Source organism: Nocardiopsis sp. LDBS0036 (genome assembly GCF_041228755.1).
Taxonomy (GTDB): domain Bacteria; phylum Actinomycetota; class Actinomycetes; order Streptosporangiales; family Streptosporangiaceae; genus Nocardiopsis; species Nocardiopsis dassonvillei.
Genome location: NZ_CP141103.1, coordinates 912,343 through 935,683 on the forward strand (window position 1 = coordinate 912,343; position 23,341 = coordinate 935,683).

Here is a 23,341-nt window from a genome sequence, read left to right on the forward strand (position 1 = left end):
ACCGGGCGCGTCGGTCCCCGCTGGGACGCCCCCGGGCGTGTCCGCGGCGGGGCGCGCCGCCGACCGCCCTGACCAGGGGGCGGTGGTGTCTTCGGCGCCCGGTGTCCGGTTAGAGTGCTGGCGGCGTCGGCGCAGCGGAGCGGCCGAGCGAGCGGTGAGGGAGTGTGCCATGTCCGGGATCGCCGGGAGACTGACGGCAGCGGTCGGCGCGGAGCAGGTGGTCACCGACCCCGCCGTCCTTGAGGGCTACTCCCACGACGAGGCCGAGTGGGCTCCCCACGGCAGCCCGGCCGCGCTCGTGCGCCCCCGCCACACCCAGGACGTGGCGGCCGCGGTGGCCGTGTGCGCGGAACTGGGCGTCCCCGTGGTCGGGCGCGGAGCCGGGACGGGGCTGTCGGGTGCGGCCAACGCCGTGGACGGCTGGGTCGTGGTCTCCTTCGAGCGGATGAACCGTGTCCTGGAGGTCGACCCCGTACAGCAGACCGCCACCGTGCAGCCGGGCGTGGTCAACAACGACCTGCGCGAACGGGTGGCCCGGGACGGCCTGTGGTACCCGCCGGACCCGGCCTCCGCGCCCTGGTCGACCATCGGCGGCAACGTGGCCACCAACGCGGGCGGCCTGTGCTGCGTCAAGTACGGGGTCACCCGCGACTACGTGCTGGGCATGGAGGCGGTCGTGGGCTCGGGCGAGGTGGTGCGGCTGGGCCGGACCACCGCCAAGGGCGTGACCGGCTACGACCTGTGCGGGCTCATGGTGGGCTCGGAGGGGACGCTGGGCCTGGTCACCGAGGTGACGCTGCGGATGCGGCCGCTGCGTACCGGCACCGAGCACACCGTGGTGGGCTACTTCGACTCCCTGGTGGAGGCCGGCAGGGCCGTCGCGGCGGTCTCGGCGGCCGGGGTGGTGCCCTCGGCGATGGAGCTGATCGACCGGTTCTGCCTCCAGGCGGTGGACGAGTGGAAGAACATGGGCCTGTCCGCCGAGGGCGAGGTGCTGCTGCTGGCGCGCAGCGACCAGCCCGGGGCGGCGGGCGAGGAGGAGGCCGACCGCATCCTGGCGTGCTTCGAGGCGGAGGGCGCGGTCTACGCGGTGCGCTCCACCGACGAGGAGGAGGCCGAGGCCCTGTTCGAGGCCCGCCGCCTGGCCTACCCGGCGCTGGAGCGGCTCGGCCCGCTGCTGACCGAGGACATGTGCCTGCCCAAGGCGAAGGTGCCCCTGATGCTGGAGCGCATCGAGGCGATCGGCAGGCGCTTCGACACCCGCATCGGCAACATCGCGCACGCCGGTGACGGCAACCTGCACCCGCTGTTCATCGTCCCGGCCGGTGACGAGGACGCCAAGAAGCGCGCACAGGAGGCCTTCGAGGTGATCGTGGACGAGGCGATCGCCCTGGGCGGCACGGTCACCGGCGAGCACGGCGTGGGCCTGCTGAAGATGCGCGGCGCCGCCCGGGAGATGGGCCCGCACGTGCTCGCCATGCACCGGGCCGTCAAGGACGCCCTGGACCCGCGGGGCATCTTCAACCCGGGCAAGGTCTTCGCCGCGTCGTAGCCGACGGGGGCCGACCGCGCGGGGCCGGGCGCGGGCGGGCCGCGGACGGCGGGGTGCGGGGTCGTGAGAAGGGTGGAACCGGTCGGGGAGCGGGCGGCGTCTCAGTGGGCAGGAACCGCACCGCGCACGAGGAGACCCCCATGGAGACCACCACCGTCCTGGTTCTGGTGATCGCGGCCCTGGTGGTCGTCGGCGTGGTCGGAGCGGCGGTCGCGGGCTCGGCCGCCGAACGCCGCCGCTCCCGCGGCCTAACCCTGTGGGCCTCGCGTGAGGGGTGGCGCTACGACCGCGAGCGGCCCGAGCTGGTCGACCGGTTCGAGGGCGTCCCCTTCCTGGAACGGCGGTCCAACGCCCGGGCCAGGCACGTGCTGTGCACCGAACTGCGCGGTCGCCGGGTCCTGGCCTACGAGTACGGCTACACCGCGCCCCATCCCCAGCAGCGCCACCGCACCGTCGCGCACGTGTACACCGTGGTGGCGGTGGCCCTGCCCGCGGGCGTGCCGCTGCTCCAGGTGGAGGAGGCGGGCACCGGAGCCGGTGCGCCCCAGCCCCGTAACGGCGGCGCCCGCGCCTGGAGCGCGGGCGAGGCCGCCTTCGACGAGCGGTTCGCCGTGGTGGCCGCTGACGGGGCCTTCGCGGCGACCGTCCTGGGGGAGCCGGTGCGGGAGTGGCTGCTGTCGCGGGAGGGCGTGTGCCCGTTCCGCTTCGGCGGCCGGTACCTGGTGGCCTGGGAGCGCGGAGCACTGGAGACCGGCCGTGTACGGGAGCGCGCCGACGCGGCGATCAGCCTGCTGGAGCGGGTTCCGGCCGGTGTCTGGGAGAGCGCGCAGGACACCCTGGGGTAGGCGTCCCTCACTCCCCGGGTGCGGTACCGGCGAACGCGGTGCGCAGGCGGCGCACCCCCTCGGTGATCTCGGCGGTCCCGGCCGCGCCGCCGTAACTGAGCCGCAGGTGCGGGGCGGTCGGCTCCGCCGGGAAGTAGGCCTGGCCTGCGGCCACCGCCACCCCGGCGCGCAGCGCCGCGGACACGAGCGCGGCCTCGTCGGTCTCACCGGGCAGCCGCAGCCACAGGTGGTGTCCGCCCGCGGGCAGGTGCGGCGCCGCCAGTTCCGGCAGTTCACGCGCCAGGGCCGCGGCCATGGCCGTGCGGCGCTCGCGCAGGCCCGCCGCCACCGCGCGTAGGTGGCGGCCCCACGCGGGCGAGCCGACCAGCTCCAGCACGGCCTCCTGCAGGGGGCGCGCCACGAAGAAGCTGTCCACCAGCTGGATCGCGCGCAGGCGCCGCGTCACCGGTCCCCGCGCGGCGATCGCGCCCACGCGCAGGCTGGGCGAGGTCGCCTTGGTCAGCGACCGCACGTGCACCACGGTGCCGTCGGGGTCCTCGGCCGCCAGCGGGGGCGGCGGAGCCGCGGCGTCAGCGTGCGCCAGGTAGCGGGCGAAGTCGTCCTCCACCACGAAAGCGCCCGCGGCGCGCGCGATCCGCACCACCTCGCCCCGCCGGGCGGGGGCCAGGACCGTCCCGGTGGGGTTGTGGAAGAGCGGCTGGCACACCAGCACCCGGGCGCCGGTGGCCGCGAACGCCTGCTCCAGCAGGTCGGTGCGGATCCCCTCGGCGTCCACCGGGACGGGGACGGGCCGCAGGCCCGCGGCACGCGCGACGGCCAGCAGACCGGGGTAGGTGGGCGACTCCACCAGAACGGGCGCCCCCGGGTGGGCCAGGGCGCGCAGCGCGGTGGTCAGCGCGCTCTGCCCGCCCGCGGTGACCAGCACGTCGGCCGCGCCGACGGAGCCGCCGATCTGCCGGGCGAACCAGCCGCGCAGCTCCTCCACTCCTTCCGCCGGCGGGCGCGCCCAGGCTCCCGGCCGCCGTCCCGCCCGGGCCAGTGCGGCGCCCATGGCCTGCTCGGGCTGGAGGGCGGGGTGCAGGTAGCCGCCGTTGAACACGACGACCCCCAGGTCGGGCGGGGTCAGGGTGGCCAGCACCCCGGAGGCGTCCACGGTGCGCGGGACCGGTTCGCCGGAGGCCGCCGCCGTCTCGGCGCTCAGCGCGACCTCCTGCCAGGAGGTGTCGCCGACCGCGCGCCCGGGGACGCTCCCGCCCGCCCGGAACGCCCCGGCGCCGGGCCGGGTGACCACCACACCCTCGGCGACCAGCGCCGCGACGGCCCGCGACACGGTCACCGGGCTCACGCCGTAGCGCTCCACCAGTGCCCGACTCGACGGCAGCTTTTCTCCGGGGGAGTAGCGGTCGACCTCCCTGCGCAGGAAAACGGTCAGTTCCCGCACACTGCTACGCTGTTTCATGAAGGCTAAAGATAGCGCTATCGCACCGCCCGGAGTAGCGGTGCTCGGCGCGACACTGTGCGCCGCGCTCGGCGTCCTCGGGTTCTCGTTCACCCTTCCGGCCACCGCGTGGGCCCTGGAGGGCTTCGGTCCCTGGAGCGTGGCGGTGGTCCGGTGCGCGCTGGCCGCCGCGCTGGCGGGCTGCTGTCTCGCGGCGGTCCGCGCCCCGTTGCCCGACCGCGCCCACCGGCCGGGCATCGCCGTGGTCGCCCTGGGCTGCGTGGCGGCGTTCCCGCTGTTCAGCACGCTCGCCCTCCAGGTGTCCTCCACCTCCCACGCCGCGGTCGTGATCGGGCTGCTGCCGATCACCACCGCCGTGTTCGCCCTGCGCCGCGGCCCGGCGCGCCCCTCGCGCCGGTTCTGGGCGGCCGCGGTGTGCGGCGCCGCGGCCGTCGTCGCGTTCGCGCTGGTGCGCGGCGGCGGAACACCCGGCCCGGCCGACCTGTACCTCCTGGCGGCCCTGGTGCTGTGCGCCGCCGGGTACGCCGAGGGCGGTCGGCTGGCCGCGAGCATGCCGGGCTGGCAGGTGATCGCCTGGGCGCTGGTCGCCGCCGCGCCGCTGACCGTGCCCGCCGCTCTGTGGGCGCTGGCCGCCGAGCCGGTGGACGCCGCGCCGCGCGCGCTCGCGGGCATGGCCTACCTCGCCGCGGTGTCGCAGTTCGGCGCGTTCGTGGTCTGGTACCGGGGGATGGGTGCGATGGGGGTCGCCCGGGCCAGCCAGCTCCAGCTCGCTCAACCGTTGTTGACCCTGGTGTGGGCGGTGCTGCTGGTGGGAGAGCCGCTGACCCCGGCCGCGCCCGCCACGGCCGTCGTCGTCCTCGTGTGCATCGCCGTCACCCAGAGATCGCGCGGCTGAGCACGCGGATGGGCGCCAGCCCGGCACGGCGTGCGGCTCGCGGATCCGGCGGGTCAGGGACCGCCCAGGACGCGGATCTCATCCCAGGTGCGCGGTGTCGTTGAAGGCCAGCACCGATGCCGGGCGGCCCGGGGGGTAGCGCAGCACGGTCAGCGCGGCGTTGGCCGGGGCCAGGGTCGTCCAGCGCCAGGCGGGAGCACCGAGTGCGACACACACCAGCCATCCGACCAGGTAGGAGTGGGTGATGACCGCTTCGTGCCGTTCGTGCTCCCCCTCGACCGGGCCGGTGAAGCGCTCCAGCGCGCGGTGGGCCAGCGCGGGTCCGGGTAGGCGCTCGTGCTCGGGCAGGGAGGCGACGAAGTCGAGCACGCCGTCGGCGTGCTCCTGCGGCAGTTCCGCGCGCAGGGGCAGGTGGGGAGCGTAGTCACCCGCCTCGGGTGCCCGCACGGGAGTGGCGCCCAACTCCCTGGCGACCAGTCGCGCGGTCTGGGCGGTGCGGGCGAGGGGCCCGTGGTGGAGCCTGTCCACCCCGGCGCGGCGCAGGCGTCGGCCGAGTGCGACGGCCTGGTGGCGGCCCTTCCCGGTCAGCGAGCCGTTCTCGTGTTCGGCCTCGGCGTGCCGGGCCAGGTAGAGGTGGCGGGTCGCGGGCACGGTGGTCTCCTCCTGTGGGGGGCTTCGCCGGTTCGACTCCGCGCGGACGGGTCCGGTTCGCGCGGTCGAGCCCCCGAACGTGGCGTGCGCCTCCCCGGCGGGGCGTGTGAGAGGACGGCCTGCGCGGGTAGGGGCGCCAACGCGGCACGCAGGGTGCCGGAAGAGTCCAGCTGAGGGGGCAGCCATGGCCGACACGCTCAACGGCCGTCGGGTCGCGATTCTGGCCGCGGACGGGGTCGAGCAGGTCGAACTCGTCACACCGCGCAAGGCGCTGAGCGAGGAGGGCGCCACCATCGACCTGGTCTCGCTCAAGTCCGGGCGGATCCAGGCGATGAACGGCGACATCGAACCGGCGGACACCTTCGACGTGGACCGCGTGGTGTCCGAGGTGGGGGTGGACGACTACGACGCCCTGGTGGTCCCCGGCGGGACCGTCAACCCGGACAACCTGCGCTCGGACGAGAACGCGGTGGGGTTCGTGCGCGACTTCGTGGCCGCGGGCAAGCCCGTGGCCGCCATCTGCCACGGGCCGTGGATCCTGGTGGAGGCCGACGTGGTGCGGGGGCGCACGGTGACCTCCTACCCCAGCCTGCGCACCGACATCCGCAACGCGGGCGGGACCGTGGTGGAGGAGGAGGTGGTCACCGACCAGGGGATCACCACCAGCCGCAACCCCGACGACCTGCCCGCCTTCTGCGAGCGCATCGTCCGCGAGTTCGCCGCGAAGTAGGCGGCTCCCGCGAAGGCGGGAAAACGACGACGGGGCGGTGGGCGCCCGACCGGCGCCCACCGCCCCGTCGCGTTCGGGCGCGGTTACCCCTCTTCGGGCTTCTCGGGGTGGCGGCGCAGGTGGACGATGGCCGCGATGAGCCCGCCCCACAGCAGGATCATGGCAACGACCATCATGACGATCGCGCTGGTGGTCATCAGCGGTCCCCTTCCTTGGTCACGGCGTCCTCGGTGTCGGCGTCCTGGCGGGCCAGGGCGTCGGCGCGCTTCCAGGGGAAGAGCGAGACGACGATCCCGAAGACGATCGCCCCGATGGCCAGGCCCCATCCGGCGGCCAGCAGGAACCCGGTCGAGTAGCCCGCGTAGTTCTCGGTCAGCTCCGTGCGCAGGCTGTCCCACATCATGAAGCCGAGCAGGATCGGGGTGACCACGCCCAGGACGACCTTCCACCACAGGCCGAGCCGGATGGAGGAGATCGCGTTGGTGTGCTCCTGGAACATCGGCAGCCTGCGCGCGATCCAGCCGAAGACCACGATCATGACGAGTCCGGCCAGTGCGATGCCGTACTGGTTGATGAAGTGGTCGAACACGTCCAGGAAGTGCAGCCCCTCGGGCGTGGGGAAGAGCAGGATCGAGGCCAGCGCGGTGGCGCCGCCCACCAGCAGCACGGTCTGGACGCGGCCCAGGCCGGTGCGGTCCTGCACCGCGGAGATGATCACCTGGACGATGCTGATCAGCGAGGTCAGGCCCGCGATCACCAGGGAGCCGAAGAAGAGCACCCCGAACAGCGCGCCGCCGATGGGCAGGGTCGAGATGATCTGCGGGAAGGCGACGAAGGCCAGTCCGATGCCGTTGGCGGCGACGTCCTCGACCCCGGTGCCCGCGGCGGTGGCCATGAAGCCCAGGGCGGCGAACACGCCGATGCCCGCGAGCAGCTCGAAGGAGCTGTTGGCGAAGCCCGCCACCATCGCCGAGCCGGTCAGGTCGGCCCTGCGGCGCAGGTAGGAGGCGTAGGTGACCATGATGGCGAAGCCCACGGACAGGGAGAAGAAGATCTGCCCGTAGGCGGCGATCCAGACGCTGCCGTCGAGCATCGCGCCCCAGTCGGGCGTGAACAGGGCGTTCAGACCGGTCGCGGCCCCGTCCAGGGTGAGGGCCTGCACGACCAGGACCAGGAACAGCACCACCAGCAGCGGGATGAAGACCTTGTTGGCCTTCTCGATGCCGTTGCGCACGCCCAGCGCCAGGATGAGCAGGACCACGGCCCACACGCCCACGAGCGGCCAGGCCACACCCGCGACGTAGCCCGAGACCATGCCGGGCCCCTCGCTCATCTGGAGGAAGTCCTCGAAGAAGAAGGCGTTGGGGTCGTCGCCCCACTGCTGCCCGATGGAGAACCACGCGAACCGGGCGGCCCAGGCCACGATCACGGCGTAGTAGACCGCGATGACGAAGCAGATGGCCACCTGCCACCAGCCGATGGCCTCGGCGGGCCGGGTGATGCGCCGGTAGGACAGCGGAGCGGAGGAGCGGTAGCGGTGCCCGATGCTGTACTCCAGGATCAGCAGCGGGATACCGGCGGTGAGCAGGGCGATGAGGTAGGGCAGCATGAAGGCGCCGCCGCCGTTCTCGTAGGCGATGTAGGGGAATCGCCAGATGTTGCCCAGACCGATGGCGGAACCGATCGCCGCCATCAGGAAGCCCGCGCGCGATCCCCACTGCTCGCGAGTCTGTTGGACCATGTTCAGGTCTCCTAAATCATCCCGTAGTTCGCGATCCGCACGGTAGCAGGAGTTGGCCTGGTCAGCATTGTGGGGCGGGGAGCCTGGCCAGGGTGTCGCCTCACGACGCTCCTTTCGTTTCCTTCTGTCCAGACTCGCACGATGGACAGAAACGACAAGGGGCGCTTACCGGAAACCTTCAGCCGACCTTGCCCGCGCGCGTGGCGGCGACTGCCGGGCGGGGCACCCGTGACGGGGGCCGACCGGTTTCCGGCGGGTGCAGGCCCGGGGCCGCGAAGGCGCGGCCGGGGCTCGCGGGTCGTGGCACGCGGACGCGCCGCCCCGGCGGGCCCCGGCCGACCGTCCCGGGGTTCTACGCGCCGCGGTGGCGCGGGCGCGCGCGCAGGCGCGCGTTGGGCAGCTCCGGAGCCGGGAGGGGTGCTCCGTCGTCGGTCGCGACCGCGGCGAAGCGCCGCCCGCCCGCGTCGTCGGCGTCCTCCCGGTCGTCCTCCCAGGCGCGGCGGGCCCGCACGATCTCGTCGTGGTCGCGGCCGACGAAGTTCCACCACATGACCAGGTCCTCGGTGAAGGGCTCGCCGCCGATCACCAGCACGTGCGCGGTCTCCTCGGCCCGCAGTTCCACCTCCGTGCGCCCCTCGCCCGCGTAGAGCAGCGCACCGGCCTCGACGGTGTGGCCCAGGACCCGCACGGGCGAGTCCAGGGGCAGGACGCCGTGTTCGAAGGACGCGTCCAGGGGCAGGCGCACCCGGGCCCCGGGTTCCAGCACGACCTCGGCTCCCATGAGCGGGGTGTGCACGCGGGCGGGGGAGCGGCGGCCGTCCACCTCTCCGGCGATCACCGTGACCCTGGCCCCCGGCGCGTCCGTGCCGGGCAGGTCGAAGGCGGGCAGGTCGGCGTGGTGTTCGAAGCGGGCCGGTCCCTCGCGGTCGTCCTCGGGCAGGGCGATCCACAGCTGGGCGCCGTGCAGCAGCGGCGGGGCGTCGGCGGGGGAGCGCTCGGAGTGGGCGATGCCGTGTCCGGCGGTCATGAGGTTGAGTTGGCCGGGGCGGACCAGCTGGTCCGAGCCCAGTCCGTCCATGTGGTGGACCGACCCCCGGACCAGCCAGCTCACGGTCTGCAGGCCGATGTGGGGGTGCGGCGGCACCTGCATGCCGGGGCCGTCGGCGACGCCGGTGGGTCCGTAGACGTCGGCGAAGCACCACGCGCCGACCATGCGGCGGTTCTTCCCGGGCAGGGCGCGGCGGACCAGCATGGCGCGCGGGCCGCCGAGCGGGACCTCGCGCGGTTCGAGGAGTTCGGTGTCGCCGGAGGCGGCGGTGTCGGCGGGGTCGACCTCTCCGCCGCAGACGCGCTCTTCGGCGGGATGGGTGTCCAGATTGCTCACCCTGCCGAAGGTAGTCGAGGCGGCTCCGGTCCGGCACCTGTCGGGGAACGCGCCCGGGGGCGTTTCGCGTCACCGTCGCGGGTGGGCGTGTTCGGCGGGGCGGGCAGGCCCCCTGCGGAAGGGGCGGGCGCGCCCCCGCCGGGGCGGACCGCGCCGGTGCCGCTGCCGAAGGGATGGCGGGTGTCGCCGACGTGGGTCCCGGGGCCCGCAGTCCGCCTCGCGGGGGCCGGTGTCGAAGCGCTTCGCGTCGTGGCAGGTCCGGGGCCCCTCTGGTGCGCGGGGGTGTTTTTGCCGTAGGCTGGAAAGCGCTTTCATACGGAAAGGTGGTAACAACCCATGGGTGATCACGTGCTGGGTGTCGCCATGAACGGCGTCACCGGACGCATGGGGTACAGGCAGCACCTGACCCGGTCTGTCCTGGCCATCCGGGAGGCGGGCGGCGTACGCCTGCCCGACGGCTCCCGGATCATTCCCGAGCCCGTCCTGGTCGGACGCTCCGAGCACAAGCTGCGCGAGATCGCCGAACGCCACGGAATCGAGCGCTGGTCCACCGACCTGGACGGTGTGCTCTCCGACGACGACATCACGGTCTACTTCGACTCGCAGATCACACACGCCCGCGAGGCCGCCGTGCGCGCGGCCATCGCCGCGGGCAAGCACGTCTACGTCGAGAAGCCCACCGCCAGCACGCTCAGCGCCGCCCTGGAGCTGGCCAAACTGGCCCGCGACGCGGGCGTGCGCAACGGCGTGGTCCAGGACAAGCTCTTCCTGCCCGGCCTGCTCAAACTGCGCAGGCTGGTCGAGAGCGGCTTCTTCGGCCGGATCCTGTCGGTGCGCGGCGAGTTCGGCTACTGGGTCTTCGAGGGCGACTGGCAGCCCGCCCAGCGCCCCAGCTGGAACTACCGCGCCGAGGAGGGCGGCGGCATGGTGCTGGACATGTTCCCGCACTGGCACTACATCCTGGAGCACCTGTTCGGCCCGGTGCGCGCGGTCACCGCCAAGGTGGCCACCCACATCCCGCGCCGCTGGGACGAGGAGGGACGGCCCTACGAGGCCACGGCCGACGACTCCGCCTACGGCATCTTCGAGCTGGACGGCGGCGTCATCGCCCAGATCAACTCCTCCTGGAACGTGCGCGTGGCCCGCGACGAACTCGTGGAGTTCCAGGTCGACGGCACCCACGGCAGCGCCGTGGCGGGGCTGCGCTCCTGCCGCGCCCAGCACCGCTCGGCCACGCCCAAGGCGGTCTGGAACCCCGACCTGGAGGACCTGGGGCGCTACCGGGAGCAGTGGGAGCCGGTGCCCGACAACACCGAGTTCCCCAACGGGTTCCGCGCCCAGTGGGAGGACTTCCTGCGCCACGTGGTCCTGGACACCCCCTTCCCGCACGACCTGCTCTCGGGCGCGCGCGGCCTCCAGATGGCCGAGGCCGGACTCCAGTCGGCGCGCACCGGCCGCACGATCGAACTGGACGAGGTCACCCTCGCATGAGCACACTCCTGCTACCCGCCGCCGACGGCACCGCCGCCCCCTACACCCTGAGCGGCACCCCCGTCGACGCCTCCCCGCTTCCCCCCGCCCGCTCGCGTACGGCCTACGCGGCGGCCCACGTGGTCGCCGACCCCCTGGCGGCCAACGCCCCCGGCGCCCCGGCCCGCCTGGACTGGGAGGCCACCCTGGCCTTCCGCCACCACCTGTGGGACCAGGGCCTGGGCGTGGCCGACGCCATGGACACCGCCCAGCGCGGCATGGGCCTGGACTGGGCGGCCACCGCCGAGCTGATCCGCAGGTCGGGTGCGGAGGCCGCCTCGCGCGGCGCCGCCCTGGCCTGCGGGGTGGGCACCGACCAGCTCGACCTTTCGCAGGCCGATCTGGAAAGCGTTATCACCGCGTACGGTGAGCAGCTCGACGTCGTCCAGGGCGCCGGAGCCACCCCCATCCTCATGGCCTCGCGCGCCCTGGCCGCGGTCGCCTCGGGCCCCGACGACTACGCCAAGGTCTACGCCGACCTGCTGGGCCGGGCCGACCAGCCCGTCATCCTGCACTGGCTGGGCACCGCCTTCGACCCGGCCCTGGCCGGGTACTGGGGCTTCGCCGACCCGGCCGAGGCGATCGAGCCGGTGGCGGCCCTGATCGCCGAGCACGCGGCGAAGGTGGACGGCATCAAGGTCTCCCTGCTCGACGCCTCGCTGGAGGTGCGGCTGCGGCGGCTGCTGCCCGAGGGCGTGCGCCTGTACACCGGCGACGACTTCAACTACCCCGACCTCGTCCTGGGCGACGAGCAGGGCCACTCCGACGCCCTGCTGGGCGTCTTCGCCGCCATCGCCCCGGCCGCCGCCCGCGCGCTGGCCGCCCTGGACGAGGGCGACACCGCCCGGTACCGGGCCCTGATGGACCCCACGGTCCCGCTGGCCCGGCACCTGTTCACCGAGCCCACCTTCTACTACAAGACCGGCGTGGCCTTCCTGGCCTGGCTCAACGGCCACCAGAAGGGCTTCCACATGGTGGGCGGGCTGCACAGCGCCCGCGACCTGCCCCACCTGGCCCAGGCGGTGCGCCTGGCCGACGCCGCCGGGGCCCTGACCGACCCCGACCTGGCCGCGGCACGCATGCGGGCGCTCCTCCAGGTGTCAGGAGTGGACCAGTGAGCACCATCCCCGAGGGCGCCGCGGCGCCCCCCACGCCGACGGCCGCGCCCGCGGCCACCGTCGCGGCGGTCGTACCCGGCGCGGTGGACGTGCCCTCCGGGCAGCCCGCCGCGGTGCCCACCCCCGAACCGGGCGACCCGCGCCTGGCACGGCTCTCGCTCAACCAGGCCACCGTCAAGTACTGGAACCTGACCCAGGCCGTGGACGGCTGCCTGCGCGCCGGACTGCCCGCCATCGGGACCTGGCGCGAGCCGGTCGCCGAGATGGGCCTGGCCAAGGCCGCCGCCCTGCTGCGCCGGGCCGGGCTGCGCGTGTCCTCGCACTGCCGAGGCGGCTTCCTCACCGGCCCGGACCGGGCCGCGGCGCTGGAGGACAACCGGCGCGCCGTCGACGAGGCCGCCGAACTCGGCGCGCCCTGCCTGGTCATGGTCGTGGGCGGTATGCCCGACGGCGAGCGCGACCTGGTCGGCATCCGCGAACGGGTGGCGGACGGCATCGCCGAGCTGGCGCCCTACGCCCTGGAGCGGGGGGTACAGCTCGCGCTGGAGCCCCTGCACCCGATGTTCTGCGCCGACCGCGCCGTGCTCTCCACACTGGGCCAGGCCCTGGACCTGGCCGAACGCTTCGACGCGGCCGCCGTCGGCGTGGTGGTGGACGCCTACCACGTGTGGTGGGACCCCCAGGTGTGGGAGCAGATCGCCCGCGCCGGGGCGGGCGGGCGCATCGCCTCCTTCCAGGCCTGCGACTGGGAGCTGCCCATCCCCGCCGACGCCCTGCTGGGGCGCGGCATGGTCGGCGACGGCCACGCCGACGTGCGCGCCCTGCGCCGCGCGGTGGACGCGGCCGGTTACGACGGCGACATCGAGGTGGAGATCTTCAACGAGCGGATCTGGTCGGCCGACGGCGACGACGTCATCGCCACCCTGGCCCGACGCCACGTCCAGCACGTCCTGTGAGGCCCCCGGGGGCGCACGCGCGCCCCCGGTCCCCCCGAGCTCAAGGAGCAAGCATGAACTTCGACGGAATCCTCTTCTTCCCCCTGACCCCCTTCGACTCCGAAGGCGAAGTGAACGAGGACGTGCTGGCCGAGCACGTCGCCTCGGGCGTGGAGCACGGCGCGGGCGGGGTGTTCGCGGCCTGCGGCACCGGTGAGGTGCACGCCCTGTCGGCCGCCGAGCACGCCGCGGTGGTGCGGCGGTCGGTGGAGGTCACCGCGGGCCGCGTGCCGGTGGTGGCCGGTGCGGGCGGCAGCGTGGGCACCGCCATCGAGCAGGCCCGCGCGGCCCGCGAACTGGGCGCGGACGCGATCCTGCTGCTGCCGCCCTACCTGGTGGGCGCGCCGCAGTCGGGGCTGGTGGACTACGTGCGCACCGTGGTCGCGGCCTCCGACATCCCGGTCGTGGTCTACCAGCGCGGGTCGATGGTGTTCACCCCCCAGAGCGCGGCGGAGCTGGCCGCGATCCCGCAGGTGGTGGGGATCAAGGACGGGGTGGGCGACCTGGGCCGGATGCACCAGATCGTGATGGCGGTGCGCGACCTGCGCGGCGAGGAGTTCACCTTCTTCAACGGCCTGCCCACGGCGGAGCTGACCGTGGCGGCCTACCGGTCGGTGGGCGTGCCGCTGTACTCCTCGGCGGCGTTCGCGTTCGTGCCCGAGGTGGCCGACGCCTTCTACCGCGCCTTCCACTCCGGCGACGCGCTGGCCGACACCCTGATGCGCGAGTTCTTCGAGCCGCTGGTGCGGCTGCGCGACCGGACTCCGGGGTACGCGGTGTCGCTGGTCAAGGCGGGCGCGCGGCTGCGCGGGGTGGACATGGGCGGGGTGCGCGCGCCGTTCCGCGACCCCACCGCCGAGGAGGAGTCCGCGCTGGCCGAGCTGATCGAGACCGGCCTGTCCCTGGTCAAGGAGGGCTGAACGTGCGCGTCACCGAGGTCGGCGCCCGGGCCTTCCGGCTGCCGCTGCACCGCTCCTGGGACGGGGGCGTGGACCGCAACGACGTCGTGGTGGTGCGGGTGGCCACCGACTCCGGGCTGGTCGGCACGGGTTTCGCGTGGACCCCGCTGATCGGGGCCCGGGCGGTGGCCGCGCTGGTCAACGACGACCTGCGGCCCGCGCTGGTGGGCGCCGAGGCCCATCCGGCCCGGTGGGACGAGCTGCGCTGGCACCTGCGCGAGGCGGGCACCAGCGGGCTCACCCTGATGGCGCTGGCGGGGGTGGACATCGCCCTGTGGGACCTGCGCGCCCGCGCGGCGGAGTCGAGCCTGGTGGATCTGGTGGGTCGGCGCCGCGAGTCGGCGCCGGCCTACGGCAGCGGGGTCAACCTGGACTACTCCCTGCCCGACCTGGTGGAACAGGTGCGCGGCTGGGTGGAGGCCGGGCACGTCGCCGCCAAGGTCAAGGTCGGCTCGCCCGATCCGGCCCGGGACGCCGAGCGGGTGGGCGCGGTGCGCGAGGTGCTGGGCCCGGACCGGCTGCTGATGGTGGACGCCAACCAGCGCTGGGACGTGCCCGGGGCGGTCCGGGCGCTGGACGCGCTGGAGGAGTTCGGCCCGCACTTCGTGGAGGAGCCCCTCCCGGCCGAGGACCTGGAGGCGCACGCCCGTCTGCGCGAGCGCACGCGGGTGCCCTTCGCCGTGGGTGAGAACCTGCGCACGGCCGCCGAGTTCGAGCGGGCCGTGGAGCTGGGGGTGTGCGACGTCGCCCAGCCCAACGTGGTGCGGGTGGGCGGCATCACCCCGTTCCTGCGGATCGCGGAGTCGATGGCGCGCCGCGGCGTGCCGGTGGCTCCGCACCTGTTGCCCGAGCTGTCGGGGCAGCTGGCGCTGTGCCTGCCCCGGGTGGCCATGGTCGAGGACATCGACCGGGCCTCCTTCGCCGCGCTGGGAGCGTTGGCCCGCCCCAGCGGGGTGGAGTTCGACCGGGGCCGGGTGCGCGCCGACACCGGCCACGGCCACGGCCTGGTGTTCGCCGACACGCTCACACCGGTCGCGGACGCTTCCCCCTAGCACCGGGTCGCGACCGGAAGGGGGCCGGGACGCCCCGTGGCGGTGGCGTCCCGGCCCTTTCGCGCCCTCCCGGTGCCTGGCGGGCGACGGGAGGGCCGCGGGGCGACCCGTGACGGGGCTCCGGCCTCGCGGCCACCGGTGGGCGGTTGCGCGCCCTCCCGCTGTCGGGCGGCAGGGGAGGCACCAGAGTAGGGGTACTCAGGGGGACCGGGTGCGCGTACCGATGTAGGCGGGGCGGCCCGGTCCTAGATTCGGGGCATGACCTCCCTCCTGGTGGGCCACGCCGCGGCGGCCCTGCACTTCGGTTTCCTCGCCTTCGTCGTGTTCGGCGGCGCGCTGGCCTGGCGCTGGCCCCGGATGTTCTGGGTGCACCTGGCGGTGGCGGCCTACGCCCTGGGCATCGTCATCGTCGACTGGCCGTGCTTCCTGACCGAGATCGAGAACTGGTCGCGGGCGCGCACCGGAAGGGCGGTGATGGAGGACGGCTTCATCGACTTCTACCTGACCGGGAACCTCTATCCGCCCGAGCACCTGCTCACCTCGCGCCTGGTCATGGCGGGAATCGTGGCGCTCACCTGGGCGGTCGCGGGGTGGCTGGTCCTGCGCCGCCGTGCGGCGCTAAGGGCCGGGGTGTGAGCGGTCGGCGCCCGCCTCGGCACCGGACGTGCGGCGGCGGCCCGGACGGCCCGGGGCGGGCCCGGTCGGCTCGCCCGCGGCCCCCGCGGTAGGTTCTGGTGCGTCGGGCGCTCGCCGGGCCCGTCGCCCCCGATCGTTCGCGGACGGGCCGGGCGATCGGAAGAACCCCCTCGGAAGGCCGCCACGGTTCACGGTCCGACGGGCCGACGGCACACCCAGCAAGGAGCCACGCGTTGAGCACCCCGCACGCCTTCCCCCTGGAGCCCGCTCCGATCCACGTGCCCGACGGGGTCCTGGACGACCTGCGCGCCCGCCTCGCGTCGACCCGTGCGCCGCTGGACGAGGGAAACGAGGACTGGTCCTACGGCGTCCCCGACAGCTACCTGCGTGAGCTGGTCGCCCACTGGCGGGACGGCTACGACTGGCGCCGGGCCGAGGCCGCCATCAACGCCCACGAGCACTACCGGGTGAGCGTCGCCGGTGTCCCGGTGCACTTCATGCGCGAGCCCGGCCGCGGACCCCGGCCGATCCCGCTGATCCTCACCCACGGCTGGCCGTGGACGTTCTGGCACTGGTCGAAGGTGATCGGCCCGCTCGCCGACCCGGCCGCGTTCGGCGGCGACCCCGCCGACGCCTTCGACGTCATCGTGCCGTCCCTGCCGGGCTTCGGTTTCCCCGGCCCGCTCACCGGCTTTCCCGACGTCAATTTCTGGAAGGTCTCCGACCTCTGGCACACCCTGATGACCCGGACCCTGGGATACGAGAAGTACGCCGCCGGGGGCTGCGACATCGGCGGGATCGTCTCCAGCCAGCTCGGCCACAAGTACGCCGACCAGCTGTACGGCGTCCACATCGGCTCCGGGCTGCCGCTCGACTTCTTCAACGGCCCCCGGGCCTGGGACTTCGCCCGGAACCGGCCCCTCACCGACGACCAGCCCACCGACGTGCGCGCCCGGATCGTGGAGACGGACCACCGCTCGGCCTCCCACCTGGCCGTCCACATGCTCGACGGGGCCACCCTGGCCCACGGGCTGAGCGACTCGCCCGCCGGGCTGCTCGCCTGGCTGCTGGAGCGCTGGAGGTCCTGGAGCGACAACGGCGGCGACGTCGAGTCGGTCTTCACCAAGGACGACCTGCTCACCCACGCCACGATCTACTGGGCGAACAACTCCATCGCCACGTCGATGCGCTACTACGCCAACGCCAACCGCTACCCCTGGGTCCCCGCCCACGACCGCACCCCGGTCGTGCAGGCCCCGGTCGGCCTCACCCTGGTCACGTACGAGAACCCGCCCGGCGTCCACACCGCCGACGAGCGCGTCCGGGCGTTCAGGGAGGGCCCACAGGGCGCCTGGTTCAACCACGTCAACGTCACCGCCCACGAGCGCGGCGGCCACTTCATCCCCTGGGAGAACCCCGACGCCTGGGTGGACGACCTGCGCCGCACCTTCCGCGGCCGCAGGCCCTGAACGACACGGACACGGCCGGACCCGTCCGCGCCTCCCGGCGCCGCTGGCAGGGGACACCGCGGACACGGGGGCGGAGTCCTCGGCGGGGCCCGCCGCCGGAGCGGCGGCCGGGGTCAGGCGAGTCCGGCGTCGTGGGCCAGCAGCGCGATCTGGGTGCGGTTGTCCATGTCGAGCTTGGCCAGGACGCTGGAGACGTGGGCCTTGACCGTGGCCACGCTCATGTACAGCTGCGCGGCGATCTCCGCATTGGTGCGGCCCCGGGCCACGGCCAGGGCCACCTCGTGCTCACGCGGGCTGAGCCGGGCCAGCGCCGTGCGGGCCCGCTCGTGGGACCCGGCCTGGACGGCGGTGCGGTCCATCAGGCGGCGGGTGACGCTCGCGGACAGGATGGGCTCGCCCTCGGCCACCCGCAGGACCGCGTCCACGATCCGCGCGGGCGGGGTGTCCTTGAGCAGGAAGCCGCTGGCCCCGGCGCGCAGCGCGTAGAGGATGTTCTCGTCGGTGTCGAAGGTGGTCAGCACCACGACCTCGGGCGGGGGCGTGCGCGCCCGCAGCCTGCGGGTGGCGGTGATGCCGTCCACCCGGGGCATGCGCAGGTCCATCAGGACCACGTCGGGCCGGTGGGCGTCGGCCGCGGCCAGCACCTCGTCCCCGTCGCGGGCCTCGCCGACCACGGCGATGCCGTGGACCCCGTCGAGCATCATGGTCAGCCCGCCGCGGACGAGGGCGTCGTCGTCGACGATCAGGACACGCGGCGCACGGTTCATGCCGGCCATGGTAGCCAGGCGTGCAGGTGGAAGCCCTCGGGTGTGCGCTCGTGGTCCAGACGCCCCCCGGCCAGGCGCACCCGCTCGGTCAGGCCGACCAGCCCGGTTCCGCTGCCCGGCACCGGAGGGGACCCCTCCCCGGCCGGTGTGGCCCCGGCGGGCCCGGTCACGGGGTTGCGCAGGTCGATCACCAGGCCCTCGCCGGGAGCGCCCTCCACGCGCACCCGCACCGGCTGGCCGGAGGCGTGCTTGCGGGCGTTGGTCAGGCCCTCCTGGACCAGGCGGTAGGCGGTGCGGCCGGTGGAGGCGGGAAGGCGGTCGGGGTCGGCCACCGCGTCGCGCAGCTCCACGCGCTCCCCGGCCCCGCGCGCCTCCTCCACCAGACGGGGGACGTCGGACAGGACTGGCTGTGGGCGCCCGCCCGCCTCGGGTTCCTCCTCGCGCAGCACGCCGATCACCTCGCGCAGCTCCTCCAGGGCCTGGTGGACCCCGGTGCGCACCACCCCGGCGGCGCGGGCGAGCTGCTCGGGCGGGGCGTCGGGCCGGTACTCCAGCGCCCCGGCGTAGGTGGCCAGCAGGGACAGCCGGTGGGCGAGCACGTCGTGCATCTCGCGGGCGATGCGGGTGCGCTCCAGCATCCGCGCCTCGGCCACCCGGCGGCCCTGTTCGGCCTCGGCCCGGCGGGCGCGCTCGCGCAGCGACATCACCAGCGCGCGGCGGGCCCGGGCCAGGGCGCCCCAGCCCACCAGAGCACCGGTGGCGATGGTGATCAGGGCCAGCCACCAGGCGTAGGAGATCTGGGCGCTGGGCTGGAACAGCCCCTGGACCGCGTGCGCGGCGACCGCGGCCGCGGCGACCGCGAGGGCCAGCGGCAGGGGGCGCCGGTGGGCGACCTGGAGCACGCCCAGCGCCGCCGCAGGGGTGGCGGCGGGGGAGAGGACGGCCAGGACGGCCGCGCCCAGCGCGCCGGTGACCGGCCACCGCAGCAGGACGGGGGAGAGCACGCAGACCACGAAGCCGACGGCCAGGTCCAGCTCCCGCGTCCAGGGCTGCGTGTGGCCCTCCCAGCGGGCCCAGACCACCGCCGCGACCTGGAGGCAGACCAGGACGACCACGGCGGCCAGGGCCCGCGGCGAGCTGCGGCGCGCGGGCCGGGTCTCGTCGTCGATCGGGCTCGGCACCAGGTCAGCGTAGCTCCGGGTGTTCCCGCCCCGACACCGACCAAAGTCGGATACGACCTCGTCCGCGGTCGGCCCCGTCCGCGCCCCGGGACCGATGCGGCGGCGGTGCCGGTGCGGGGAGTGTGGGGCGTGGGACGTTCGGGGGCCGACACCGCACCGGTGCGGTCCCGGTGTCCCGGCGGCGCGGTCCGGGCGGCCGGGACACCGGACCGGCTGGGAGTTCACCTCCGGGGGGACGCGGACGGACCTTCCGTCCAGCGGCCCGGGACGAGGCCCGGACCGTGCCGCACCACACGACGACGTTGGGAAAGACCATGGCCACCACAGAAACCACCGCCCGCACCGCCTCAGCCGTCCCCCGGCGGCTACTCACCGCGACCGCCGCGGTGCTCGCTCCGCTGGCCCTGTGGGCCCTGGCCGTGCCGCTGATGGGCGTGGACCTGACCGCCTTCCCGGGCGGGCAAGCCCGGCCTGTGGGGCCGGGGGCCGTGGCCTTCGCGGGTCTGCTCAGCGCCGCGGCGGCCTGGGGACTGCTCGCGCTGCTGGAGCGCACGGCGCGGCGGCCCCGGCGGGCGTGGACGGTCACCGCCTGCGTGGTGCTCGCGCTCTCCCTGGCCGGACCCCTCACCAGCGGCGCCGCGCCGGTGGTCGTGCTGGTGCTGGAGGGGATGCACGTCCTGGTCGGGGCGGTGCTGATCCCGGGCCTGGGCCGCTCGGCCCGCGCCTGAGCCCGCGCCCCCCGCGCAGGGGGGCGTTCGCGGAGCGTCCCCGCCCGTGCCGGCCTCCCCGCCGGGACCGCAGCGGCGCGGGACGGCCGTGGGCGGGGTTGCGGAGTTCGCACCGGGCCTGCCCCCGCCCGGTGCGGGTCACCGGGCGGGGCGCGGCGTCACCACCCGGGCCGGGTTCGTGGCCGAAACGGCACGGGGCGCCGGGCGGGGTGCGGCGTCATCCCGCGCGGCGGGCCCGCAGGACGGTGTCGTGGGTGTGGCGTGTGCCCTCGGGCGCGGGGGCGGGTCGCGCCCGGGTCTCGTCCACCAGGACGGTCCAGCCGTCACCGAGGAGCCCGGCGACCTCGGCGGGCTGGTAGAAGTCGCGCGGGTCGGGGCCGTCGTGGTGCGGCGGCAGGTCGGCGAGGTCGTGGCTGACGAAGAGCAGGGTCCCGCCGGGGGCGACGGCGGCCAGCAGGCCGCGCAGCGCGGCGTGGTCCGCTCGGCGGGGAAGGGGGAAGTAGTGGACGGACACCAGGTCGAACGAACCGCTGGGCGGCGGCACGGCGGTCAGGTCGGCGCGCGTCCACGCCACGCGGTCGGTGCCGGTACCCGTGCGGGCGGCACGGCGCAGCGCGGTCCAGGAGATGTCGACGGCGGTGACCAGCCATCCCCGCCGGGCCAGCCAGAGCGCGTCCGCGCCCTCGCCGCAGCCCACGTCGAGGGCCTGCCCCGGCGGCAGGTCGGCGGTCTCGGCGACGAGCACCCCGTTGGGCTCGCCGCTGAAGACCTGTTCGCGGCTGCCGTACATCTCTTCCCAGAACTGTGCGTCCATCGTCCTTCTCCTCACTCGTGGGCCCTGGTGCGCGGACCGTGGCCGTCTCGGGCACCACACTGTTCCCCCGGGGGGGAGGGATGACAAAGTTCTTTGCGGAAACCGCAAGGAAGCGGGCACAGTCGAGCCATGGACGACGAGTTCGACGCGGTCCTGAGCGCGGTCGGCCCCCGGCTGCGCGCGCTGAGGCACCGCCACGGGATCACCCTGACCGCACTGTCCGAGACCACCGGTATCGCGGTCAGCACCTTGTCGCGGCTGGAGTCGGGACAGCGCAGACCGGGCCTGGAACTGCTGCTGCCCCTGGCCAAGGCCTACAACGTGCCGCTCGACGAACTCGTCGGGGCTCCGGCCAACGGCGATCCACGGGTCTACCCGCGGCCGACCGTGCGCAACGGCATGACCGTCATCCCGCTGTCCCGCAACCCCGGCGGGCTCCAGGCGTTCAAGCAGGTCCTCCCGGCCGGTCCCGACGACCTGGAACCCGATCCCCGCTCGCACGAGGGCTACCACTGGCTGTACGTGCTCAGCGGACGGCTGCGCCTGGTGCTGGGAGACCAGGACATCGTCCTCACCGCGGGCGAGGTCGCCGAGTTCGACACCCATCTGCCGCACTGGTTCGGCAACGCCGAGCCCCGGCCGGTCGAGTTCCTGAGCATCCTCGGCCCGCAGGGCGAGCGTTTCCACATCAGGGCCCGTTACCAGCCCTCATGAGGGGCGCCGGGCATGCCCGGGGAAACGCACCGCACACGTGGGGCGTGCGGGAGCCGCCCGCGGAACTCAGCGGGTGGGCGGCGCGGTGCTCTCGCGCTCGACGACCTCGCCGCGCACGGTGACCACGCGGGGCTGGTCGCTGGGATCGCCGTCCAGGGCGAGCACAGCGGCGCGTTCGCCCATCTCCTCCAGCGGCAGGCGCACCGTGGTCAGGGCGGGGGTGAGGTCGCGCAGGGTGGGGATGTCGTCGAACCCGGCCACGGACAGGTCGGTGGGCACCCGCAGGCCCAGGTCGCGCAGCGCGGCCATCGCCCCCGTGGCCATGACGTCGTTGACGGCGAACAGACACGTGGCGTCGGTGCCCACCGCCATCAGGCGGCGGGTGGACTCGTAGCCGCCGTCGCGGGTGAAGGCGCCGTGCACCACGTTGTGGTGGGCCAGTTCCAGCCCCGCGCCCGAGAGCGCGGAGTGGAACCCGTCCAGGCGTTCGCGGGCGGTCTGGAGGTCGGTGGGCCCGGCCAGGATGGCGAACTCCCGGTGCCCCTGGGCGATGAGGCGGCGGGCCAGGTCGGAGGCCCCGGTGTGGTTGTCGGGGGTGACCGTGTCCGCGGGCAGGCCCTCCTGGGACACGCACGCCACCCGCCCGCCCTGGCGGCGGAACATGCGGATCTCCTCGGACAGGCGCCGGTTGCTCTCCTCGTCGGTGGAGCGCGAGCCGACCAGCACCACCGCGCGGGCCCGGTGCGCGCGCAGCGTGGCCAGGATGCGGCCCTCCTTCTGCGCGGAGCGGTTGGTGGTGCCCAGCACCAGGACCAGTCCCTGTTCCTCGGTGTGGCGGGTGACCCCGGCGGCGATCGAGGAGAAGTAGGGGTCGGAGATGTCGTGGACGAGCAGGCCGACCAGGGCGCTGCTGTTGCGGGCCAGGGTCTGGGCCGAGGCGTTGGCCAGGTAGCCGAGTTCGCGCGCGCTGGCGGTCACCTTGTCGCGCAGGCGCTGACTGACCTGGCGTGTGCTGCCGTTGATCACCCTGGACGCCGTGGCCAGGGACACCCCGGCGTGCTCGGCGACCTGTTCCAGCGTCACGTAACCGGACTCCACGCCGCTCCCTCTCCTGCCTCGGCCCATGGGAAAACTCTTTCCTACCCTAGCGGAGCCCTCGACCAGCTCACGGACGCTCTGATGTCCCACGGGCCCCGTCAGCCACGGAACCGGCCTCGGAGGCGCGGCTCTCCCCGGAGCGCAGTTGCGTGCGCCAGGTCCGGGAGGGGGCCCAGCCCAGCGCGGTACGGGCCGCCTGGGAGGAGAAGACCGCGCGGCCGTCGGCCAGGGCGGCGGCCACCGGGGCGGTGCCGGGGTGGTGCAGGGGCAGCAGGGCGTCGACGGGCACCTCGGACAGCGGGTCGGGGGCCATGGCGTTGAACACCTGGCCGCCGCTGACCTTGGCCGGGTTCTCGATGACCAGCGCGAACAGCTCGGCGGCGTCGCGGGCGTCGACGTAGTTGAACAGGGAGGTGGCGGCCAGGGCCGGGTCGGCCAGCCGCTCGGCCATGGTGTGCCCGAGCTGGGTGGGCGCGCCCTCCCACTCCTCGGGGGCCACGACGTAGCCCGGGCGCACGCACGACAGGACGCAGGTGGCGGAGGTGCGGGCCAGGGCCCGCACGGTGTCCTCGATGATCGCCTTGCTCAGCCCGTAGGCGTGCCAGGGCGTGACCGGGTGGGCCTCGTCCAGCGGCAGGTAGCGGGGCGCCCAGGAGGGGGTGTTGTACCCGTAGACGGTGGGGCTGGAGGCGGCCACCGCCGAGTGGGCGCCGTGGGCGACGGCGGCGGAGAGCACCGCCCAGGCCAGGCCGGTGTTGACCTGGAGGGTCTCCACGTCGGGTCGGGCGAAGGGTACGGCGATCCCGGCCAGGTGGACGACGGCCTCGGGGCGGGCCCGGGTGAAGGCCGCCTCCAGTGCGGCCGGGTCCAGCAGGTCGGCGGTGACCGCGTCGACTCCCTCGGGCAGGTCGGCCGCGGCGGTGTCCACGGAGGTCACCTGGTGTCCGCGTGCGGCCAGGGTGGCCACGACGCTGCGGCCGAGCCGTCCGGAGCCGCCGGTGACGAGAACGCGCATGGGTGTTG

General features: G+C 74.6%; 23 protein-coding genes. 13 read left to right on the top strand and 10 right to left on the bottom strand.

What is annotated here, in order from left to right:
* Positions 1 to 169 precede the first annotated feature (169 nt).
* Positions 170 to 1,552 (top strand): FAD-binding oxidoreductase, encoded by a 1,383-nt coding sequence (locus tag UIS43_RS03715; protein WP_013153041.1) that lies wholly within the window; start codon positions 170 to 172, stop codon positions 1,550 to 1,552.
* 140 nt (positions 1,553 to 1,692) lie between these two features.
* Positions 1,693 to 2,397, top strand: a complete 705-nt coding sequence (locus UIS43_RS03720; protein ID WP_370012468.1) for a hypothetical protein — start codon at positions 1,693 to 1,695, stop codon at positions 2,395 to 2,397.
* A 7-nt stretch (positions 2,398 to 2,404) separates the two neighbouring features.
* Here the strand turns inward: UIS43_RS03720 and UIS43_RS03725 are convergent, their stop codons facing one another.
* Complete coding sequence (locus UIS43_RS03725; protein WP_370012470.1) at positions 2,405 to 3,856, bottom strand: PLP-dependent aminotransferase family protein; 1,452 nt, start codon at positions 3,854 to 3,856, stop codon at positions 2,405 to 2,407.
* A gap of 40 nt (positions 3,857 to 3,896) precedes the next feature.
* Here UIS43_RS03725 and UIS43_RS03730 point away from each other — a divergent pair, with 40 nt between their 5' ends.
* Positions 3,897 to 4,751 carry a DMT family transporter gene (locus UIS43_RS03730; RefSeq protein ID WP_013153044.1) on the top strand — a complete coding sequence of 285 codons (855 nt, stop codon included), beginning with the start codon at positions 3,897 to 3,899 and terminating at the stop codon, positions 4,749 to 4,751.
* A gap of 78 nt (positions 4,752 to 4,829) precedes the next feature.
* On the opposite strand, the gene UIS43_RS03735 is transcribed toward UIS43_RS03730, so the two are convergent.
* Positions 4,830 to 5,402 (bottom strand): histidine phosphatase family protein, encoded by a 573-nt coding sequence (locus tag UIS43_RS03735; RefSeq protein ID WP_117199136.1) that lies wholly within the window; start codon positions 5,400 to 5,402, stop codon positions 4,830 to 4,832.
* Between the two features lie 184 nt (positions 5,403 to 5,586).
* Here UIS43_RS03735 and UIS43_RS03740 point away from each other — a divergent pair, with 184 nt between their 5' ends.
* Entirely contained in the window at positions 5,587 to 6,132 is a 546-nt protein-coding gene (locus UIS43_RS03740) for a type 1 glutamine amidotransferase domain-containing protein (RefSeq protein WP_013153046.1), read from the top strand.
* An 83-nt stretch (positions 6,133 to 6,215) separates the two neighbouring features.
* Here the strand turns inward: UIS43_RS03740 and UIS43_RS03745 are convergent, their stop codons facing one another.
* From UIS43_RS03745 to UIS43_RS03755, 3 genes are all read right to left on the bottom strand, one after another.
* Positions 6,216 to 6,329 carry a methionine/alanine import family NSS transporter small subunit gene (locus UIS43_RS03745; protein ID WP_013153047.1) on the bottom strand — a complete coding sequence of 38 codons (114 nt, stop codon included), beginning with the start codon at positions 6,327 to 6,329 and terminating at the stop codon, positions 6,216 to 6,218.
* Entirely contained in the window at positions 6,329 to 7,873 is a 1,545-nt protein-coding gene (locus UIS43_RS03750; RefSeq protein ID WP_013153048.1) for a sodium-dependent transporter, read from the bottom strand. Before UIS43_RS03750 ends, UIS43_RS03745 begins: the two co-directional genes overlap by 1 nt.
* A 352-nt stretch (positions 7,874 to 8,225) precedes the next feature.
* Entirely contained in the window at positions 8,226 to 9,257 is a 1,032-nt protein-coding gene (locus tag UIS43_RS03755) for a pirin family protein (protein WP_013153049.1), read from the bottom strand.
* A gap of 336 nt (positions 9,258 to 9,593) precedes the next feature.
* Here UIS43_RS03755 and UIS43_RS03760 point away from each other — a divergent pair, with 336 nt between their 5' ends.
* The 7 genes from UIS43_RS03760 (at position 9,594) to UIS43_RS03790 (ending at position 17,016) form a co-directional block, all read left to right on the top strand.
* Positions 9,594 to 10,748, top strand: coding sequence for a Gfo/Idh/MocA family protein (locus tag UIS43_RS03760; RefSeq protein ID WP_013153050.1), 1,155 nt, complete (start codon positions 9,594 to 9,596; stop codon positions 10,746 to 10,748).
* Positions 10,745 to 11,905, top strand: coding sequence for a dihydrodipicolinate synthase family protein (locus UIS43_RS03765; RefSeq protein ID WP_013153051.1), 1,161 nt, complete (start codon positions 10,745 to 10,747; stop codon positions 11,903 to 11,905). The genes UIS43_RS03760 and UIS43_RS03765 overlap by 4 nt, the downstream gene beginning before the upstream one ends.
* The gene (locus UIS43_RS03770; protein WP_019607317.1) at positions 11,902 to 12,861 is read left to right on the top strand and encodes a sugar phosphate isomerase/epimerase; all 960 of its coding nucleotides are present in this window, start codon (positions 11,902 to 11,904) and stop codon (positions 12,859 to 12,861) included. Before UIS43_RS03765 ends, UIS43_RS03770 begins: the two co-directional genes overlap by 4 nt.
* 53 nt (positions 12,862 to 12,914) lie before the next feature.
* Positions 12,915 to 13,820, top strand: coding sequence for a 5-dehydro-4-deoxyglucarate dehydratase (locus tag UIS43_RS03775; RefSeq protein ID WP_013153053.1), 906 nt, complete (start codon positions 12,915 to 12,917; stop codon positions 13,818 to 13,820).
* 2 nt (positions 13,821 to 13,822) lie between these two features.
* Positions 13,823 to 14,911, top strand: coding sequence for a mandelate racemase/muconate lactonizing enzyme family protein (locus UIS43_RS03780; protein WP_013153054.1), 1,089 nt, complete (start codon positions 13,823 to 13,825; stop codon positions 14,909 to 14,911).
* 258 nt (positions 14,912 to 15,169) lie between these two features.
* Entirely contained in the window at positions 15,170 to 15,547 is a 378-nt protein-coding gene (locus UIS43_RS03785) for a DUF2784 domain-containing protein (protein ID WP_013153055.1), read from the top strand.
* A 233-nt stretch (positions 15,548 to 15,780) separates the two neighbouring features.
* Positions 15,781 to 17,016, top strand: a complete 1,236-nt coding sequence (locus UIS43_RS03790) for an epoxide hydrolase family protein (protein WP_370012478.1) — start codon at positions 15,781 to 15,783, stop codon at positions 17,014 to 17,016.
* 113 nt (positions 17,017 to 17,129) lie between these two features.
* On the opposite strand, the gene UIS43_RS03795 is transcribed toward UIS43_RS03790, so the two are convergent.
* Positions 17,130 to 17,792 carry a response regulator gene (locus UIS43_RS03795; protein WP_370012481.1) on the bottom strand — a complete coding sequence of 221 codons (663 nt, stop codon included), beginning with the start codon at positions 17,790 to 17,792 and terminating at the stop codon, positions 17,130 to 17,132.
* Positions 17,780 to 18,964 carry a sensor histidine kinase gene (locus tag UIS43_RS03800; RefSeq protein WP_370012483.1) on the bottom strand — a complete coding sequence of 395 codons (1,185 nt, stop codon included), beginning with the start codon at positions 18,962 to 18,964 and terminating at the stop codon, positions 17,780 to 17,782. The genes UIS43_RS03795 and UIS43_RS03800 overlap by 13 nt, the downstream gene beginning before the upstream one ends.
* 314 nt (positions 18,965 to 19,278) lie before the next feature.
* On the opposite strand from UIS43_RS03800, the gene UIS43_RS03805 reads away from it, so the two are divergent.
* Complete coding sequence (locus tag UIS43_RS03805; RefSeq protein ID WP_013153059.1) at positions 19,279 to 19,692, top strand: DUF6069 family protein; 414 nt, start codon at positions 19,279 to 19,281, stop codon at positions 19,690 to 19,692.
* A gap of 217 nt (positions 19,693 to 19,909) precedes the next feature.
* On the opposite strand, the gene UIS43_RS03810 is transcribed toward UIS43_RS03805, so the two are convergent.
* Positions 19,910 to 20,506: a bifunctional 2-polyprenyl-6-hydroxyphenol methylase/3-demethylubiquinol 3-O-methyltransferase UbiG gene (locus UIS43_RS03810; RefSeq protein ID WP_013153060.1), complete on the bottom strand. Its 597-nt coding sequence runs from the start codon at positions 20,504 to 20,506 to the stop codon at positions 19,910 to 19,912.
* Positions 20,507 to 20,635: 129 nt separating this feature from the next.
* Here UIS43_RS03810 and UIS43_RS03815 point away from each other — a divergent pair, with 129 nt between their 5' ends.
* Complete coding sequence (locus UIS43_RS03815) at positions 20,636 to 21,220, top strand: helix-turn-helix domain-containing protein (protein ID WP_013153061.1); 585 nt, start codon at positions 20,636 to 20,638, stop codon at positions 21,218 to 21,220.
* Between the two features lie 66 nt (positions 21,221 to 21,286).
* On the opposite strand, the gene UIS43_RS03820 is transcribed toward UIS43_RS03815, so the two are convergent.
* Positions 21,287 to 22,318: a LacI family DNA-binding transcriptional regulator gene (locus tag UIS43_RS03820; RefSeq protein ID WP_013153062.1), complete on the bottom strand. Its 1,032-nt coding sequence runs from the start codon at positions 22,316 to 22,318 to the stop codon at positions 21,287 to 21,289.
* 67 nt (positions 22,319 to 22,385) lie between these two features.
* Positions 22,386 to 23,333 (bottom strand): NAD(P)-dependent oxidoreductase, encoded by a 948-nt coding sequence (locus UIS43_RS03825; RefSeq protein ID WP_013153063.1) that lies wholly within the window; start codon positions 23,331 to 23,333, stop codon positions 22,386 to 22,388.
* Positions 23,334 to 23,341: the final 8 nt, after the last annotated feature.